The organism is Bradyrhizobium embrapense (assembly GCF_001189235.2).
GTDB classification, from domain to species: Bacteria; Pseudomonadota; Alphaproteobacteria; order Rhizobiales; family Xanthobacteraceae; genus Bradyrhizobium; species Bradyrhizobium embrapense.
This window is the reverse complement of the sequence record NZ_LFIP02000001.1, coordinates 1,092,866-1,107,275: the sequence shown is the minus strand read 5'-3', so window position 1 is coordinate 1,107,275 and position 14,410 is coordinate 1,092,866. Positions and strand designations below refer to the sequence as shown.

The following is a 14,410-nucleotide window of genomic DNA, read 5'->3' as shown; positions in this document are numbered from 1 at the left end:
CTCACGTATCAGTGCGCTGCACAAAAGTGAGCAATCCTCGCCCGATCAATAAGCGTTCTCGAACCAATGGGGTGCTCATGTCAGACGAAACAAAACCAGGCCTGAAGTCTCCGCTCCGGCGCAAGCTCTTGATGGGAATGGCTGCTTTGCCGGCCGTTTCGATGCTGGGCCGTCCCGCTTTTGCCGACGTTCCTGCAACCTCTGCGGTCAACACCACAGGTCTTGCAGTCACCGATAGCGAAGTGACGGTCGGCATCCTGCACTCGGTGACCGGCACCATGGCGATCTCGGAGACCGGATCGGTCGAGGCCGAGAAGCTCGCGATCGAGCAGATCAACGCCGCCGGCGGCGTGCTCGGCCGCAAGATCAAGTTCATCCAGGAGGACGGCGCGAGCGACTGGCCGACCTTCGCGGAAAAGGCGAAGAAGCTGCTGGTCAACGACAAATGCGCAGCCGTGATGGGTTGCTGGACCTCGGCCTCGCGCAAGGCGGTGCTGCCGGTGTTCGAGCAGTACAACGGCATGCTGTACTACCCGACCTTCTATGAGGGTCTCGAGCAGTCCAAGAACGTGATCTACACCGGCCAGGAGGCGACGCAGCAGATCATCGCCGGCCTCGACTGGGTCAACAAGACCAAGGGCGCCAAGAGCTTCTATCTGCTCGGCTCGGACTACATCTGGCCGCGCACCTCGAACAAGATCGCGCGCAAGCACATCGAGAACCATCTGCAGGGCTGCAAGGTGGTCGGCGAGGAATACTTCCCGCTCGGCTCGACCCAGTTCAACTCGGTGATCAACAAGATCAAGCTGACCAAGCCCGACGTGATCTACGCGATCATCGTCGGCGGCTCCAACGTCGCGTTCTACAAGCAGTTGAAAGCAGCCGGCATCGACCTGTCGAAGCAGACGCTGCTGACGATCTCGGTCACCGAGGACGAGATCGACGGCATCGGCGGCGAGAACATCGCGGGCGCCTACGCCTGCATGAAGTACTTCCAGTCGCTCGACAATCCGAACAACAAGGCCTTCGTGCCCGCGTTCAAGAAGATGTGGGGCGAGAAGACCGTGATCGGAGACGTCACCCAGGCTGCCTATCTCGGCCCGTGGCTGTGGAAATTGACGGTGGAGAAGGCGGGCTCCTTCGACATCGACAAGATCGCGGCGGCGTCCCCCGGCGTCGAGTTCAAGGGCGCGCCGGAAGGCTACGTCCGGATCCACGAGAACCACCATTTGTGGTCGAAGACCCGCGTCGGACGCGCCAAGGCCGACGGCCAGTACGAGCTGATCTACGAGACCGCCGATCTCGTCGAGCCGGATCCGTTCCCCAAGGGCTACCAGTGAGGCTGCGCGCCTAAGGCGCAACTTCACTTCAAACGCATCGCGGCGTGGACGAAGTCGTCCACGCCCACGATCCGCCGTCGCGGCCGTGTCGCGACGTATGCCCTTGGACTGGAGGACCAGATGTTCGGCGACTATTCGATCAGCGACCTCGGCGCGATTCTTGCGATGCAGGGATTTGCCGGGCTCATCCTGTTCTCCGTCTATGTGCTGATGGCGCTCGGGCTTGCCATCATCTTCGGCCAGATGGGCGTCATCAACATGGCCCATGGCGAGTTCATGATCCTGGGGGCCTACGTCACCTGGATGACGTCGAACGCCGTGCAGCACGTCGCGCCCTGGCTGTTTCCCGGCTACTTCTTCATCGCGATGATCCTGGCGTTCATTGCCTCCGGCGCGCTCGGCATGCTGGTCGAATGGGCGCTGATACGTCATCTCTACAAACGGCCGCTCGATACGTTGCTGGCGACCTGGGGCCTCAGCCTGATCCTGCAGCAGGCCTATCGCTCGATCTTCGGCGCGCGCGAGGTCGGCGTCGAACTGCCGGAATGGATGATGGGCTCCTTGCAGGCGACCGACTCGATCCAGATCCCGATCAACGGCATGTTCGTGATGGCGCTGACCATGCTGATCACGATCGCGGTCGCCTACGTGCTGTTCTGGTCGAGCTGGGGCAAGCAGGTGCGCGCCGTGGTGCAGAACCGCGTGATGGCCGGCGCCGTCGGCATCAACACCGAGAAGGTCGACCGTTACACCTTCGGTCTCGGCTGCGGCATCGCCGGGATCGCGGGCTCGGCCTTCACCATGATCGGCTCGACCGGACCGACCGCCGGCCAGCTCTACATCGTCGACACCTTCCTGGTCGTCGTTTTCGGCGGCGCGGCCTCGCTGTTCGGCACCATCGCCTCCGCCTTCTCGATCTCGCAGACCCAGTCGACGCTGGAGTTCTTCCTGTCGGGATCGATGGCCAAGGTGATCACGCTGCTCACCATCGTCGCGATCCTGATGGTCCGTCCGCAGGGGCTGTTCGCGCTCAAGGTCCGCAAATAAGAACAAGCAGGCAGGTCATGGTCATCAACTCGCGCTTTTTCAATCGCTCCGAACTGCTCGGCTTCCTTGCGCTCGCGGCGCTGCTCCTTGTCATCCTGCCGCTGTCGCTGGATATCTTCCGCCTCAACCTGGTCGCCAAATACCTGACCTACGCCTTCGTCGGCATCGGCCTCGTGCTGTGCTGGGGTTATGGCGGCATCCTGAGCCTCGGGCAGGGCGTGTTCTTCGGCCTCGGCGGCTACTGCATGGCAATGTACCTCAAGCTCGAGGCATCGTCGGTCGCGAACACCAAGATCCAGTCGACGCCGGGCATTCCTGATTTCATGGACTGGAACCAGCTCACCTCGCTGCCCTTCTTCTGGAAGCCATTCCACAGCTTCCCCGTCACGCTGCTGGCGATCCTGCTGGTTCCCGCGTTCTTCGCGCTGATCATCGGTGCTGCGATGTTCAAGCGCCGGGTCGGCGGCGTCTATTTTGCGATCATCACGCAAGCGATCGCCGCGATCCTCACCATCCTGATCGTGGGGCAGCAGGGTTACACCGGCGGCATCAACGGCATCACCGATTTGCGCACGCTGCACGGCTGGGACATCCGCACCGATCACGCCAAGTTCATTCTGTATTTCGTCGAGGTTGTGCTGCTGTTCGGATGCATCGTCGCCGCGCAATTCATCCGGCTGACAAAACTCGGGCGCATCCTGGTGGCGATGCGGGAGCAGGAGGATCGCGTGCGCTTCTCCGGTTATAGCGTCGCCAACTTCAAGATCTTCGCGTTCTGCGCCGCGGCGGTGTTCGCCGCGATCGGCGGCGCCATGTTCACGCTCGAGGTCGGCTTCATGTCGCCGTCCTTCGTCGGCATCGTGCCGTCGATCGAGATGGTGATCTACACCGCGGTTGGCGGCCGGATGTCGATCTTCGGCGCAGTGTGGGGCGCGCTGCTGGTCAATTTCGCCAAGACCAGCCTCTCGGAATCCTTCCCGCAGCTCTGGCTGTTCGGCCTCGGCGCGCTGTTCATCGCGGTCGTGCTGGCCTTCCCGAACGGGCTCTCGGGCATCTGGGCGGACCATATCCAGCCCCGCATCGATCGCCTGTTCGCATCACGCAAATCGAAATCGGCGGCCGGCATGATCGCCGACGGCGCACCGGCCGAGTGAGGAGGGACCATCATGCTCGTCGGCCACCAGCCCAAGGACTTCCTGCTCGCGGTCTCCGGTCTGACCGTATCCTTCGACGGCTTCAAGGCGGTGAACGATCTCTCCTTCTATGTCGAGGAGAACGAGATCCGCGTCATCATCGGCCCGAACGGCGCCGGCAAGACCACGGTGCTCGATCTGATCTGCGGCAAGACCCGCGCCACCTCCGGCTCGATCCAGTTCCGCGGCCAGGAGCTAACGCGATTGCGTGAGAACGAGATCGTGCAGGCCGGCGTCGGGCGCAAGTTCCAGACACCGTCGGTGTTCGAGGATCTCACCGTGTTCGAGAACCTCGAGATTTCCTACCCGCGCGGCCGCACCGTGTTCGGCTCGCTGACCTTCCAGCGCGACGACGCGGTCAAGCAGCGGGTCGAGGAGGTCGCCGAGATGATCTTCCTCAAGGATCGCCTCAACACCTATGCCGACCAGCTCAGCCACGGCCAGAAGCAGTGGCTCGAGATCGGCATGCTGCTGATCCAGGACCCGGACCTCCTGATGCTCGACGAGCCGGTCGCCGGCATGAGCGTGTCCGAGCGCGCCAAGACCGCCGAATTGCTCAATCGCATCATCAAGGACCGCTCGGTGCTGGTGATCGAGCACGACATGAAGTTCGTCGAGGACATCGCGCACAAGGTCACCGTGCTGCACCAGGGGCAGATCCTGTCCGAGGGGACGATGGAGCACGTCAAGAACGATCCGAAGGTGATCGAAGTCTATCTGGGCCACTGAGGAACAACGCGATGCTGGCAATCAATGATCTTCACGTCGCCTACGGCCAGAGCGAGGTGCTGCACGGCCTCAACGTATCCGTCGCGCCCAACGAGATCGTCGCGATCATGGGCCGCAACGGCATGGGCAAGACCACGCTGATGAAGTCGCTGATGGGCATCCTGCCGGCCAAGAGCGGCAAGGTGACCATGGACGGCACCGAGCTCGGCGCGATGAAGAGCTACGAGCGGGTGGCGAAGGGGCTCGCCTACGTGCCGCAGGGCCGCATGATCTTCTCCACCATGACGGTGAAGGAGAACATCGAGACCGGCCTCGTGGTCTCCGGCGGCTCGGAAGTGCCCGGCGATATCTATGAGTTGTTCCCGGTGCTGCTCGAGATGAAGGGCCGCCGCGGCGGCAACCTCTCCGGCGGACAACAGCAACAGCTCGCGATCGCCCGCGCGCTCGCCACCAAGCCGAAGGTGCTACTGCTGGACGAGCCGACCGAAGGCATCCAGCCGTCGATCATCAAGGACATGGCGCGCACGCTGAAGCGGATCCGCGACGAGCGGGGCCTGTCGATCGTCGTTTCCGAGCAGGTCCTGAGCTTCGCGCTCGACATCGCCGATCGCGTGCTGGTCATCGAGAACGGCGAGATCGTCCGCGACGATCCACGCGCCAGCGTCGATGCCGCGCAGATTTCCAAGTACTTGTCCGTCTAACTATCAGTAACCCAAGGGGAGCATCGCGATGCCAGATACACTGATCAAGGTCGACCTCAGCAAATCGGCCTACGAAAACGACAAGATCCATAACCGCTGGCATCCGGAAGTGCCGATCGTCGAGTGGGTCAGCCCCGGCGACGACTTCATCATCGAGACCGTCGACTGGACCGGCGGCTTCATCAAGAATAACGATTCCGCCGATGACGTGCGCGACATCGATCTGTCGATCGTGCATTTCCTCTCGGGTCCGATCGGCGTCAAGGGTGCCGAGCCCGGCGATCTCCTGGTCGTCGACCTGCTCGACGTCGGTCCCTTGAAGGAGAGCCTGTGGGGCTTCAACGGCTTCTTCTCCAAGCAGAATGGCGGCGGCTTCCTCACCGACCACTTCCCGCTGGCGCAGAAGTCGATCTGGGACATCAAGGGTCTCTATACCTCGTCGCGCCACGTCCCTGGCGTCAACTTCGCCGGCCTGATCCATCCCGGCCTGATCGGCTGTCTGCCCGACGCCAAGATGCTGGCGGCGTGGAATGCGCGCGAGGCCGAACTGATCGCAACCAACCCGACCCGCGTGCCCGGTCTCGCCAATCCGCCGTTCGCGCCGACCGCGCATGCCGGCCAGGCCAAGGGCGACGTCAAGGCCAAGATCGGCCTCGAGGGCGCCCGCACCGTGCCGCCGCGCGAGCATGGCGGCAATTGCGACATCAAGGACCTGTCGCGCGGCTCGAAGATCTATTTCCCGGTGTATGTGCCGGGCGGCGGGCTCTCGATGGGCGATTTGCATTTCAGCCAGGGCGACGGCGAGATCACCTTCTGCGGCGCCATCGAGATGGCCGGCTGGCTGCACATCAAGGTCGACGTCATCAAGGACGGCGTGTCGAAATACGGCATCAAGAACCCTGTGTTCAAGCCGTCGCCGATCACGCCGAACTACAAGGACTATCTGATCTTCGAGGGCATCTCGGTCGACGAGGCCGGCAAGCAGCACTATCTCGACGTCCACATCGCCTATCGCCAGGCCTGTTTGAACGCGATCGAGTATCTGAAGAAGTTCGGTTACTCCGGCGCCCAGGCCTATTCGATCCTCGGCACCGCGCCGTGCCAGGGCCACATCTCCGGCGTGGTCGACGTGCCCAACGCCTGCGCCACGCTGTGGCTGCCGACGGAGATATTCGACTTTGACGTGATGCCGTCGTCTGCCGGACCGATCAAGCACATCAAGGGCGACGTGCAGATGCCGATCTCGCCCGACAAGTGATCCTGTGATCCCTGCGCGAAGGGTGCGGGACGGCTGCGTATTGGCCGCCCCGCATCCATCGCCGGATCTCACACGACTGCGCAAGGATTTGAGGAAATGCCGATCTACGAATATCTCTGCAACGACTGCGGCCCGTTCACCGACATGCGGCCGATGGCGGAATGCGACCTGCCGCAGGACTGCCCGCAATGCGAGACGACGTCGCCGCGAGTGATCCTGACCGCGCCGGCGTTCTTCTGCATGCCCTCCGACAAGCGCAAGGCGCATGCCACCAACGAGCAGAGCCGGCACGCGCCGAAGACGCTCGATCAATACAAGGCCGCGCACGGCCCGGGCTGTGGTTGCTGCTCTCCCTCGGGAAAGAAGAAGCCGGCGCGGCTGATGACCAAGACCAGGAGCGGCGCCAAGGGCTTTCCGACCGCGCGTCCCTGGATGATCAGCCACTGACCGGGCGCTGACGCTCAGGCCTGTTCGGCGACCTTCAGGGCCTCGGTGCGGATTTCCTCGACCAGCCGCTCCTTCAGGGCGACGAATTCGGGCGTGGTCTTGATCTTGTAGGAGCGGGGATGCGGCAGGTCGACCGCGATCTCGGCCTTGATGCGGCCGGGACGCGCGCTCATCACGATGACGCGGCTGCCGAGGAAGATGGCTTCCTCGATGTCGTGGGTGACGAACAGCACCGTTTTCTGGTCGCGCTCCCAGATCCCGAGCAGCATCTCCTGCATCAATGCCCGGGTCTGGTTGTCGAGCGCGCCGAACGGCTCGTCGAGCAGCAGGATCTTCGGATCATTGGCGAGCGCACGGGCGATCGCGGTGCGCTGCTGCATGCCGCCGGACAGCTGCTTCGGCCAGTGGTTCTCGAAGCCGGAGAGCCCGACCTGGCGGATGAACGCGTCGGCGATGTCGTGGCGTTCGGCCTGCGACACGCCGCGCTCGCGCAGGCCGAAGGCGATGTTCTCGCGCACCGTTAGCCAAGGAAACAAAGTGTAGGACTGAAACACCATGCCGCGATCGGCGCCGGGGCCGGTGACCTCGCGCCCGTCGAGCGTGACGCGGCCGCTGGTCGGCCGGTCGAGCCCGGCGATGATCCGGAGCAGGGTGGACTTTCCGCAGCCGGAGGGGCCGAGGATGGTGACGAAGTCGTTGTCGCCGACATCGAGCGTGGTCGGCTCGAGCGCCCGGGTCGGCGCGTGGCCGGCGCGAGCGGGGAAGGTTCGCGAGACCTGATCAATCCTGAGCGCGGTCATGCGAGCTTCCACGGGAATAGCCAGGCATTGAACGCCTTGAACAGGAAATCGGAGATCAGGCCGATCAGCCCGATGACGATGATGCCGAAGATGATCTGGCCGGTGTTGAGCAGCGCCTGGCTGTCGGTGATCATGTGCCCGATGCCGGACGACGAACCGATCAGTTCGGCCACGATGACGTAGGTCCAGGCCCAGCCCAGAACCAGCCTCAGGATCTCGGCGATCTCGGGCGCCGCGGAGGGCAGCAACACGCGGCGGATGACGCCGCTGTCGCCCGCGCCAAGTGTATACGCAGCCTCGACCAGGTCGCGCCGCGTGGCGCCGACGGTGACCGCCACCATTAGGATGATCTGGAACACCGCGCCGATGAAGATCACGAGCAGCTTCTGCAACTCACCGATGCCGGCCCACAGGATCAACAGCGGGATAAAGGCGGACGCCGGCAGATAGCGCGCAAAGGACACGAACGGTTCGAGGAAGGCCTCGACAGGCTTGTAGGCGCCCATCAGCACGCCGAGCGGCACTGCGATGATGGCGGCAAGAGCAAAGCCGCCGACGACGCGCCAGATCGTCATGGCGATGTCGAACAGGAAGCCTTGCTTGGCGAGCAACTCATAGCCTTCCTGCACCATGGTGAGCGGGTTGGCGAGGAATGTCTTCGATACATGGCCGCCGAACGTCGCCCAGGACCAGAGGGCGACGAACAGCACGAAGAAGGCGAGGCCGTAGACCACGCGCTGCTTCGATGTTGTGGGCTCGAGGGGACGCATCAATTTGTCCAGGCGTATCTCATGCGCCGATCCCGCCCGCCTTCGCGAGGTGGGACCGGCCGAAATGATGGCTGCGTTACTTGATGAAGCTGGCGTCGTAGATGTCTTCAACCTTCGGCGCGGCCTTGATGATGCCGACCTCGAGCAGCAGCTCGGCGGCATCCTTGTTGAAACTGAGGAAGTCGCCGGCGAAGAATTTCTGGTTGGCGGCCTTGTCCTGCCAGCGCAAGTACTTTGCCGAGTTGCCGAACTGCTCGCCGGACTGCTTCACGTCCGCGCCCATGATCTCGTAGGCCTTGGCCTGATCCTTGGTGATCATGTCGAGCGCCTCGAAATAGCTGTCGGCCAGCGCCTGCGCCGCCTTCGGATTGTCGGTCAGGAATTTCGGGGTGCAGCCGAAGGTGTCCATCACGATCGGATAGTCGAGCGTGGTGGCGATGATCTTGCCCTTGTCAGGAGCGGCGCGCACCGTCGACAAATAGGGCTCGTAAGTCATCGCGGCATCGTTCTGGCCGGAGACGAAAGCCTGCGCCGCGGCGGCGGGCTCCAGATTCACCACGGTGACGTCCTTCACCGAGAGGCCGTTCTTCTTCAGCATCCAGGCCAGCGCGAAATAGGGCGAGGTGCCCGGCGCCGATGCCGCCACCGTCTTGCCCTTGAGGTCCTTGATCGCGGCGACATCGTTGCGCACGGCCATGCCGTCGGCGCCATAGCTCTTGTCGAGCTGGAAGATCTGCTTGGTCGCAACGCCGTTGGCGTTCCAGGAGATCCAGGTCTCCACCGTCGTCGCCGCGCACTGGATGTCGCCCGAGGCGATCGCCAGATGCCGGTCTTTCTGCGGGATCTTCTTCAAGGTCACGTCGAGGCCGTTCTTCTTGAAGATGCCGGCCTCCTTGGCGAGCGTCAGCGGCGCGAAGCCGGTCCAGCCGGAGATGCCGACGCCGACCTTGATGTCATCCGCGAACGCTGTGGTGGACACGAGCAGCGCCGCGATTGCGGGCAATAGCTTGAAGGAACGCATTGTCGACCCCTTGAACGATGGATTGAACCCAGTTGATGTCTTCACTTCAGTGATGTCTTGTCAGTCGCGGCGGATTGCCGCATGACGCATGGCGGTGGATGGTGGCCCATGATGCATTGCATGAATTATGCCGCGCAAGACGTCCTCAGCCTCCCTTGAAGCGAGCGACCAGCCGGTGCGTCTCGCCTGGATAGTGCAGCCGCACCGCCGTTACCGTGCGCGCGCTGCGCCAGGTGTAGCGATCGATCACGAGGCAGGGCGCGCCGACCGCGATGTCGAGCGCCTTCGCCGTGCGATCGTCGGCGACAACCGCGCTGATCGTATGTTCAGCCTCGGTCCACGGTACATGATGCAGCAGCCATGATCCCGGCGGTTCACGCGCAAAGTCCGCCGTCGCGGCTTCCGGAACGGTGGAGAGGTCGATCAGCCTGTCCTCGACCGCGAACGGCACATTGTCGGCGCTGTGCCGGCAGGTGATCGCGATCACCTTGCCGGCCATGCTCACCCCGAGCCGGGCGCGATCGGCTGCGGTCGCGGTGCGACGCCGGCAATCGATCAGCTGATAGCCGTAGCTGCGGCCGAGCGCGGTGATCTCGGCGCGCATGTCGGCAATCTTGAGCACCGCCGACAGATGCTGCGGGCGGCGGACGAATGAGCCGGCACGCCGTCGCCGTTCGATCAGGTCGGCCTGCGCAAGTTCCGACAGCGCCTTATTGACCGTCATGCGCGAGCAGCGATAGCGCGCCATCAATTGGTGCTCAAACGGGATGCGGTGGCCCGGCGGCCATTCGCCGGTGAGTATCCGCGTCTCGATGTCGAGCCTGATCCGCTTGTAGAGCGTCGGCTTGCTGCTCGCGCCCGGTTTGGCCCGTTCGGAGGCGAGGCTCATGCGACGAGCCTCCGGACGCTCGCATTGAACCGCTCGCGCGCTTTGTCGCGCAACCTGTGCCGTCCACCTGCGACCAGCTTGTCGCCGCCGGCCCAGACGCAATCGATCGCGTCGCTTGCCGAGGCAAACAGCCAGCCGTCGAGAACGGCATCGCCCGACCGTCCCGCCAGGGATGGGTGGGCAGTGTCGAGGCTGACGATGTCGGCACGCCCGCCCGGCGTGAGCCCCGCCTTGCTCTGCGCCAGCGCCTGCGCACCGCCCGCGAGCGCGTGGTCGAACAGTGCGCGGCCGGTGGATGCACCCGGACGCCCGGAGAGCACATTGCGCTCGCGATGCTTCAGCCGCTGGCCGTATTCGAGTTGGCGAAGCTCGTCGGCGACCCCGACCAGCACGTTGGAATCGGTCCCGATGCCGAACCGGCCGCCAGATGCGAGGAATTCGCGCGCCGAAAAGATGCCGTCGCCGAGGCTTGCTTCAGTCACCGGGCAGAGGCCGGCAACCGCGCCGCTGCTGGCGAGCGCGGCGACTTCCCGATCCGTCATGTGGGTTGCGTGAATCAGGCACCAGCGTCGATCGACGGGCGCATGTTCGAGCAGCCATTCCACCGGCCGCTGCCCTGACCAGGCAAGACAATCCTCCACCTCACGCACCTGTTCGGCGGCGTGGATGTGGATTGGATCTGTCGCGGCAAGTGGAATGATTGCCGCGAGCTCATCTGGCGCAACGGCGCGCAGGCTGTGCGGGGCGATGCCGATGTTGGCGCCGGGGAGTGCTCGGATCGCCTCGCGCGACGCCGACATCAGCGTGGCGAACTGATCGACCGAGCAGATGAAGCGGCGCTGCCCGGCATGAGGCGCGGCGCCACCGAATGTGCCGTGGGCATAGAAGCTCGGCAGCAGCGTGAGCCCGATGCCGGAGGCCTCAGTCGCCTCCGCGATGCGCACGGCCATCTCGGCCGGATTGGCATAAGGCGAGCCGTCGCGATCATGATGGAGATAGTGGAACTCGCCGACCCGGGTAAAGCCACGCTCGAGCATCTCGACATAGAGCAGAGTCGCAACGGCCGCGACGTCGTCCGGCGTCATCGTCAGCGCGAAGCGATACATGGTCTCGCGCCAGGTCCAGAACGTATCGGTGCTGTCGCCGCGCAGTTCGGCAAGGCCGGCCATGCCGCGCTGAAACGCGTGGCTGTGCAGGCTCGCCAATCCGGGAACCGCCAATTGGTGACGCTCGTCACCGGCGGCCGGGGCAACGCCCGCCGTCACTGAGGCGATCGCACCGTCGGCGACCACGATTTGCACGTCACTGGCCCAGCCCGAGGGCAGCAGCGCGAATGCGAAATGCAGTCGTGTCATTTTTCCATGCCGGCTGGACAGAACCGAGACACGATTATATGTCTAGACATATAAGTCAAGCATCCCGCCTTAAGGGGACGATCGCATGGCAGAGCGTTTCGATCGCATCTGGCACAACGCCCGGCTCGCCACGATGCGTGGCGATCGCGCCGATCTCGGCGAGATCGAGCAGGGCCTGATCGCGGCGCGCGATGGCCGCATCGCCTATGCAGGCGCGCAGTCGGATTTTCCCGTGGATGCGGACGCCGTCGAGCGGATCGATTGCGCGGGCCGCTGGATCACGCCAGGCCTCGTCGATTGCCACACCCATCTCGTCTATGGCGGCAACCGTGCGCACGAATTCGAGCTGCGCCTGCAGGGCGCGAGCTATGAGGAGATCGCGCGCGCGGGCGGCGGCATCGTCTCGACCGTTGCCGCAACCCGCAGCGCGACCGAGGCCGAGCTCGTCGCCGGCGCACTGCCGCGGCTCGATGCGCTGATCGGCGAGGGCGCAACCACCGTCGAGATCAAGTCCGGCTATGGCCTCAATGCCGAGACCGAGATGCGGCAACTTGCGGCGGCACGCGGCCTCGGCCGCCTGCGCCCGATTGCGATCCGCACGTCCTTCCTGGGTGCCCACGCATTGCCGCCGGAAGCCGATGGCGACAAGGACCGCTACATCGATCTGGTTTGCAACGAGATGCTGCCGGCGGTGGCCAAGGCCGGACTTGCCGATGCCGTCGATGGCTTCATGGAAGGCATTGCGTTCTCCGGAGAGCAGACGGCTCGGGTGTTCGCCGCGGCGCGTGCGCTCTGGCTGCCCGTCAAGCTGCATGCCGACCAGCTGTCGAATCTCGGCGGCGCGGCACTCGCGGCAAAATTCTCCGCGCTATCGGCCGATCACCTGGAGCATACCGATGAAGCCGGTGCCGTCGCGATGGCGAAGGCTGGGACGACAGCGGTGCTGCTGCCCGGCGCGTTCTATTTCATTCGCGAAACCCAGAAGCCGCCGGTCGAGCTGTTCCGCAACCACGGCGTCCACATGGCACTGGCGACCGACTGCAATCCCGGCAGCTCGCCGCTGACTTCGCTGCTGCTTGCGATGAACATGGGCGCAACGCTGTTCCGGATGACGGTCGCCGAATGCCTCGCCGGGGTGACGCGGGAAGGGGCGCGGGCGCTCGGCCTGCTCGCCGAGACCGGGACGCTAGAGGTCGGCAAACGCTGCGATCTCGCGATCTGGGACATCGAGCGTCCCGCCGAGTTGGTCTACCGCATCGGCTTCAATCCGTTGCACCGGCGGGTGTGGAGGGGGCAATGAGGAATGCGGCAGCGCCGATTGTCGTAACGCCCGGAACGGTCGGTCTCGACGTGCTGGCACGCGTGCTCGACGGTGCACCGATCGTGCTCGATCCGTCGTTCTGGCCGCGCGTCGAGGCGGCTGCGGAGATCGTGGCCAAAGCGGCGCAGATCGACGTGCCCGCCTACGGCATCAATACCGGCTTCGGGAAGCTGGCCTCGACGCGTATTGCCCCCGACCAGACGGCGCTGCTTCAGCGCAACCTGATCCTGTCGCATTGCTGCGGGGTTGGGCCCGCCACGCCTGAGCCGATCGTGCGCCTGATGATGACGTTGAAGGTGATCTCGCTCGGGCGTGGCGCATCCGGCGTGCGGCGTGAAGTCATCGAGCAACTGCAGGGCATGCTGGTGCGCGGTGTCACTCCGTTGGTGCCGCAGCAAGGCTCGGTCGGTGCCTCCGGCGATCTCGCGCCGCTTGCGCATATGACGGCGGTCATGATCGGGGAAGGGCGGGCATTCCTTGATGGCAAGATCGTGCCGGGTCACGAAGCGCTTGCCGCTGCCGGGCTCGCGCCGCTGACGCTCGGGCCCAAGGAGGGGCTCGCGCTGATCAACGGCACGCAGTTTTCGACCGCCTATGCGATTTCCGGCGTGCTGCGCGCGCATCGTCTGGCGCGTGCCGCGCTGGTGACCGGTGCGCTGTCGGTCGATGCGGCGATGGCCTCGACCGTGCCGTTTCGTCCCGAAATTCAGTCCTTGCGCGGCCATGAGGGGCAGATCGCCGCAGCTGCGGCGCTGACCGCCTTGCTCGATGGCAGCGACATCAGGCAATCGCATCTCGAAGGCGACGAGCGTGTGCAGGATCCATATTGCCTGCGCTGCCAGCCGCAGGTCGCGGGCGCCGTGCTCGACCTGCTGGTGCACGCCGCGCGCGGGCTGACGATCGAGGCCAACGCCGTGACGGACAACCCGCTGGTCCTGGTCGAGACCGGCGAGATCGTCTCGGGCGGCAATTTCCATGCTGAGCCGGTGGCGTTCGCCGCCGACCAGATCGCGCTCGCTCTCGCGGAGATCGGCGCGACCAGCGAGCGCCGGATCGCGACCCTCGTCGATCCCGCGCTGAACTTTGGCCTGCCGCCGTTCCTGACGCCCGAGCCCGGCATCAATTCCGGGTTCATGATCGCCGAGGTGACGGCGGCCGCGCTCTATGCCGAGAACAAGCAGCGCGCGATGCCGTGCTCGATCGACTCCACGCCGACCAGCGCAAACCAGGAGGATCATGTCTCGATGGCCGCGCACGCCGCGCGCCGGCTGTCCGACATGGCCGACAACCTCGCGGCGATTCTCGGCATCGAGCTTCTGGTCGCCGCGCAAGGCATCACGCTGCGCGCGCCTCGCTCGACCAGCGCGCCGCTCGCGGCAGTCATTGCCGCGCTGCGCGAGCATGTTCCGGCGCTCGCCGCGGACCGCTACATGGCCGACGATCTCGCGCGGGCCGCATCGCTGGTCGAAGCCGACGCGTTGCCAGCCGCTGCGATCGCGGCCCTTTCATCCGATCCGTTTCCAAAACTTGCGTAGCCGA

Annotated in this window: 14 protein-coding genes; 9 read left to right on the top strand and 5 right to left on the bottom strand. The window is 64.7% G+C overall.

All coding sequences use genetic code 11. The features are described 5' to 3' along the window. Positions 1-77 precede the first annotated feature (77 nt). The 7 genes from urtA to AKN83_RS05440 all read left to right on the top strand — a co-directional run bounded on the left by urtA (position 78) and on the right by AKN83_RS05440 (position 6,715). Positions 78-1,340, top strand: coding sequence for an urea ABC transporter substrate-binding protein (gene urtA, locus AKN83_RS05470; protein ID WP_050400067.1), 1,263 nt, complete (start codon positions 78-80; stop codon positions 1,338-1,340). Positions 1,341-1,460: 120 nt separating this feature from the next. Beyond that, a complete protein-coding gene (urtB, locus tag AKN83_RS05465) occupies positions 1,461-2,387 on the top strand; it encodes an urea ABC transporter permease subunit UrtB (RefSeq protein WP_050400069.1) in 927 nt (308 codons plus the stop codon). Between the two features lie 17 nt (positions 2,388-2,404). Further along, positions 2,405-3,541: an urea ABC transporter permease subunit UrtC gene (urtC, locus tag AKN83_RS05460; RefSeq protein ID WP_050400070.1), complete on the top strand. Its 1,137-nt coding sequence runs from the start codon at positions 2,405-2,407 to the stop codon at positions 3,539-3,541. 12 nt (positions 3,542-3,553) lie between these two features. Then, positions 3,554-4,309, top strand: coding sequence for an urea ABC transporter ATP-binding protein UrtD (gene urtD, locus AKN83_RS05455; protein ID WP_063695194.1), 756 nt, complete (start codon positions 3,554-3,556; stop codon positions 4,307-4,309). A gap of 11 nt (positions 4,310-4,320) precedes the next feature. After that, a complete protein-coding gene (gene urtE / locus AKN83_RS05450) occupies positions 4,321-5,010 on the top strand; it encodes an urea ABC transporter ATP-binding subunit UrtE (RefSeq protein ID WP_050400072.1) in 690 nt (229 codons plus the stop codon). A 28-nt stretch (positions 5,011-5,038) separates the two neighbouring features. Further along, positions 5,039-6,268 (top strand): formamidase, encoded by a 1,230-nt coding sequence (gene fmdA, locus AKN83_RS05445; protein WP_050400074.1) that lies wholly within the window; start codon positions 5,039-5,041, stop codon positions 6,266-6,268. A 96-nt stretch (positions 6,269-6,364) separates the two neighbouring features. Continuing rightward, positions 6,365-6,715 carry an FmdB family zinc ribbon protein gene (locus AKN83_RS05440; protein WP_050400075.1) on the top strand — a complete coding sequence of 117 codons (351 nt, stop codon included), beginning with the start codon at positions 6,365-6,367 and terminating at the stop codon, positions 6,713-6,715. Between the two features lie 14 nt (positions 6,716-6,729). Here the strand turns inward: AKN83_RS05440 and AKN83_RS05435 are convergent, their stop codons facing one another. The 5 genes from AKN83_RS05435 to AKN83_RS05415 form a co-directional block, all read right to left on the bottom strand. After that, entirely contained in the window at positions 6,730-7,515 is a 786-nt protein-coding gene (locus AKN83_RS05435) for an ABC transporter ATP-binding protein (protein WP_050400077.1), read from the bottom strand. Further along, on the bottom strand, positions 7,512-8,285 hold the full coding sequence (locus AKN83_RS05430) for an ABC transporter permease (RefSeq protein WP_050400078.1): 774 nt from the start codon (positions 8,283-8,285) through the stop codon (positions 7,512-7,514). The genes AKN83_RS05435 and AKN83_RS05430 overlap by 4 nt, the downstream gene beginning before the upstream one ends. Before the next feature lie 76 nt (positions 8,286-8,361). After that, entirely contained in the window at positions 8,362-9,306 is a 945-nt protein-coding gene (locus tag AKN83_RS05425; protein WP_050400080.1) for an ABC transporter substrate-binding protein, read from the bottom strand. Positions 9,307-9,451: 145 nt separating this feature from the next. Beyond that, complete coding sequence (gene hutC / locus AKN83_RS05420) at positions 9,452-10,195, bottom strand: histidine utilization transcriptional repressor HutC (protein ID WP_050400081.1); 744 nt, start codon at positions 10,193-10,195, stop codon at positions 9,452-9,454. Continuing rightward, the gene (locus AKN83_RS05415; RefSeq protein WP_050400083.1) at positions 10,192-11,550 is read right to left on the bottom strand and encodes a formimidoylglutamate deiminase; all 1,359 of its coding nucleotides are present in this window, start codon (positions 11,548-11,550) and stop codon (positions 10,192-10,194) included. Before AKN83_RS05415 ends, hutC begins: the two co-directional genes overlap by 4 nt. 85 nt (positions 11,551-11,635) lie before the next feature. Between AKN83_RS05415 and hutI the strand changes: the two genes are divergently transcribed. Both hutI and hutH read left to right on the top strand, forming a co-directional pair. After that, complete coding sequence (hutI, locus tag AKN83_RS05410) at positions 11,636-12,850, top strand: imidazolonepropionase (protein WP_050400085.1); 1,215 nt, start codon at positions 11,636-11,638, stop codon at positions 12,848-12,850. After that, positions 12,847-14,406, top strand: coding sequence for a histidine ammonia-lyase (gene hutH / locus AKN83_RS05405; protein ID WP_050400086.1), 1,560 nt, complete (start codon positions 12,847-12,849; stop codon positions 14,404-14,406). Before hutI ends, hutH begins: the two co-directional genes overlap by 4 nt. Positions 14,407-14,410: the final 4 nt, after the last annotated feature.

Excerpts from the sequence above, each read along its gene's own strand:
- AKN83_RS05415 (WP_050400083.1), bottom strand. The coding sequence starts at position 11,550 with ATGACACGACTGCATTTCGCATTCGCGCTGCTGCCCTCGGGCTGGGCC.
- urtC (WP_050400070.1), top strand. The coding sequence starts at position 2,405 with ATGGTCATCAACTCGCGCTTTTTCAATCGCTCCGAACTGCTCGGCTTC.
- AKN83_RS05430 (WP_050400078.1), bottom strand. The coding sequence starts at position 8,285 with ATGCGTCCCCTCGAGCCCACAACATCGAAGCAGCGCGTGGTCTACGGC.
- hutC (WP_050400081.1), bottom strand. The coding sequence starts at position 10,195 with ATGAGCCTCGCCTCCGAACGGGCCAAACCGGGCGCGAGCAGCAAGCCG.
- urtB (WP_050400069.1), top strand. The coding sequence starts at position 1,461 with ATGTTCGGCGACTATTCGATCAGCGACCTCGGCGCGATTCTTGCGATG.
- fmdA (WP_050400074.1), top strand. The coding sequence starts at position 5,039 with ATGCCAGATACACTGATCAAGGTCGACCTCAGCAAATCGGCCTACGAA.
- urtE (WP_050400072.1), top strand. The coding sequence starts at position 4,321 with ATGCTGGCAATCAATGATCTTCACGTCGCCTACGGCCAGAGCGAGGTG.
- urtA (WP_050400067.1), top strand. The coding sequence starts at position 78 with ATGTCAGACGAAACAAAACCAGGCCTGAAGTCTCCGCTCCGGCGCAAG.
- hutH (WP_050400086.1), top strand. The coding sequence starts at position 12,847 with ATGAGGAATGCGGCAGCGCCGATTGTCGTAACGCCCGGAACGGTCGGT.
- AKN83_RS05425 (WP_050400080.1), bottom strand. The coding sequence starts at position 9,306 with ATGCGTTCCTTCAAGCTATTGCCCGCAATCGCGGCGCTGCTCGTGTCC.
- hutI (WP_050400085.1), top strand. The coding sequence starts at position 11,636 with ATGGCAGAGCGTTTCGATCGCATCTGGCACAACGCCCGGCTCGCCACG.
- AKN83_RS05435 (WP_050400077.1), bottom strand. The coding sequence starts at position 7,515 with ATGACCGCGCTCAGGATTGATCAGGTCTCGCGAACCTTCCCCGCTCGC.
- AKN83_RS05440 (WP_050400075.1), top strand. The coding sequence starts at position 6,365 with ATGCCGATCTACGAATATCTCTGCAACGACTGCGGCCCGTTCACCGAC.
- urtD (WP_063695194.1), top strand. The coding sequence starts at position 3,554 with ATGCTCGTCGGCCACCAGCCCAAGGACTTCCTGCTCGCGGTCTCCGGT.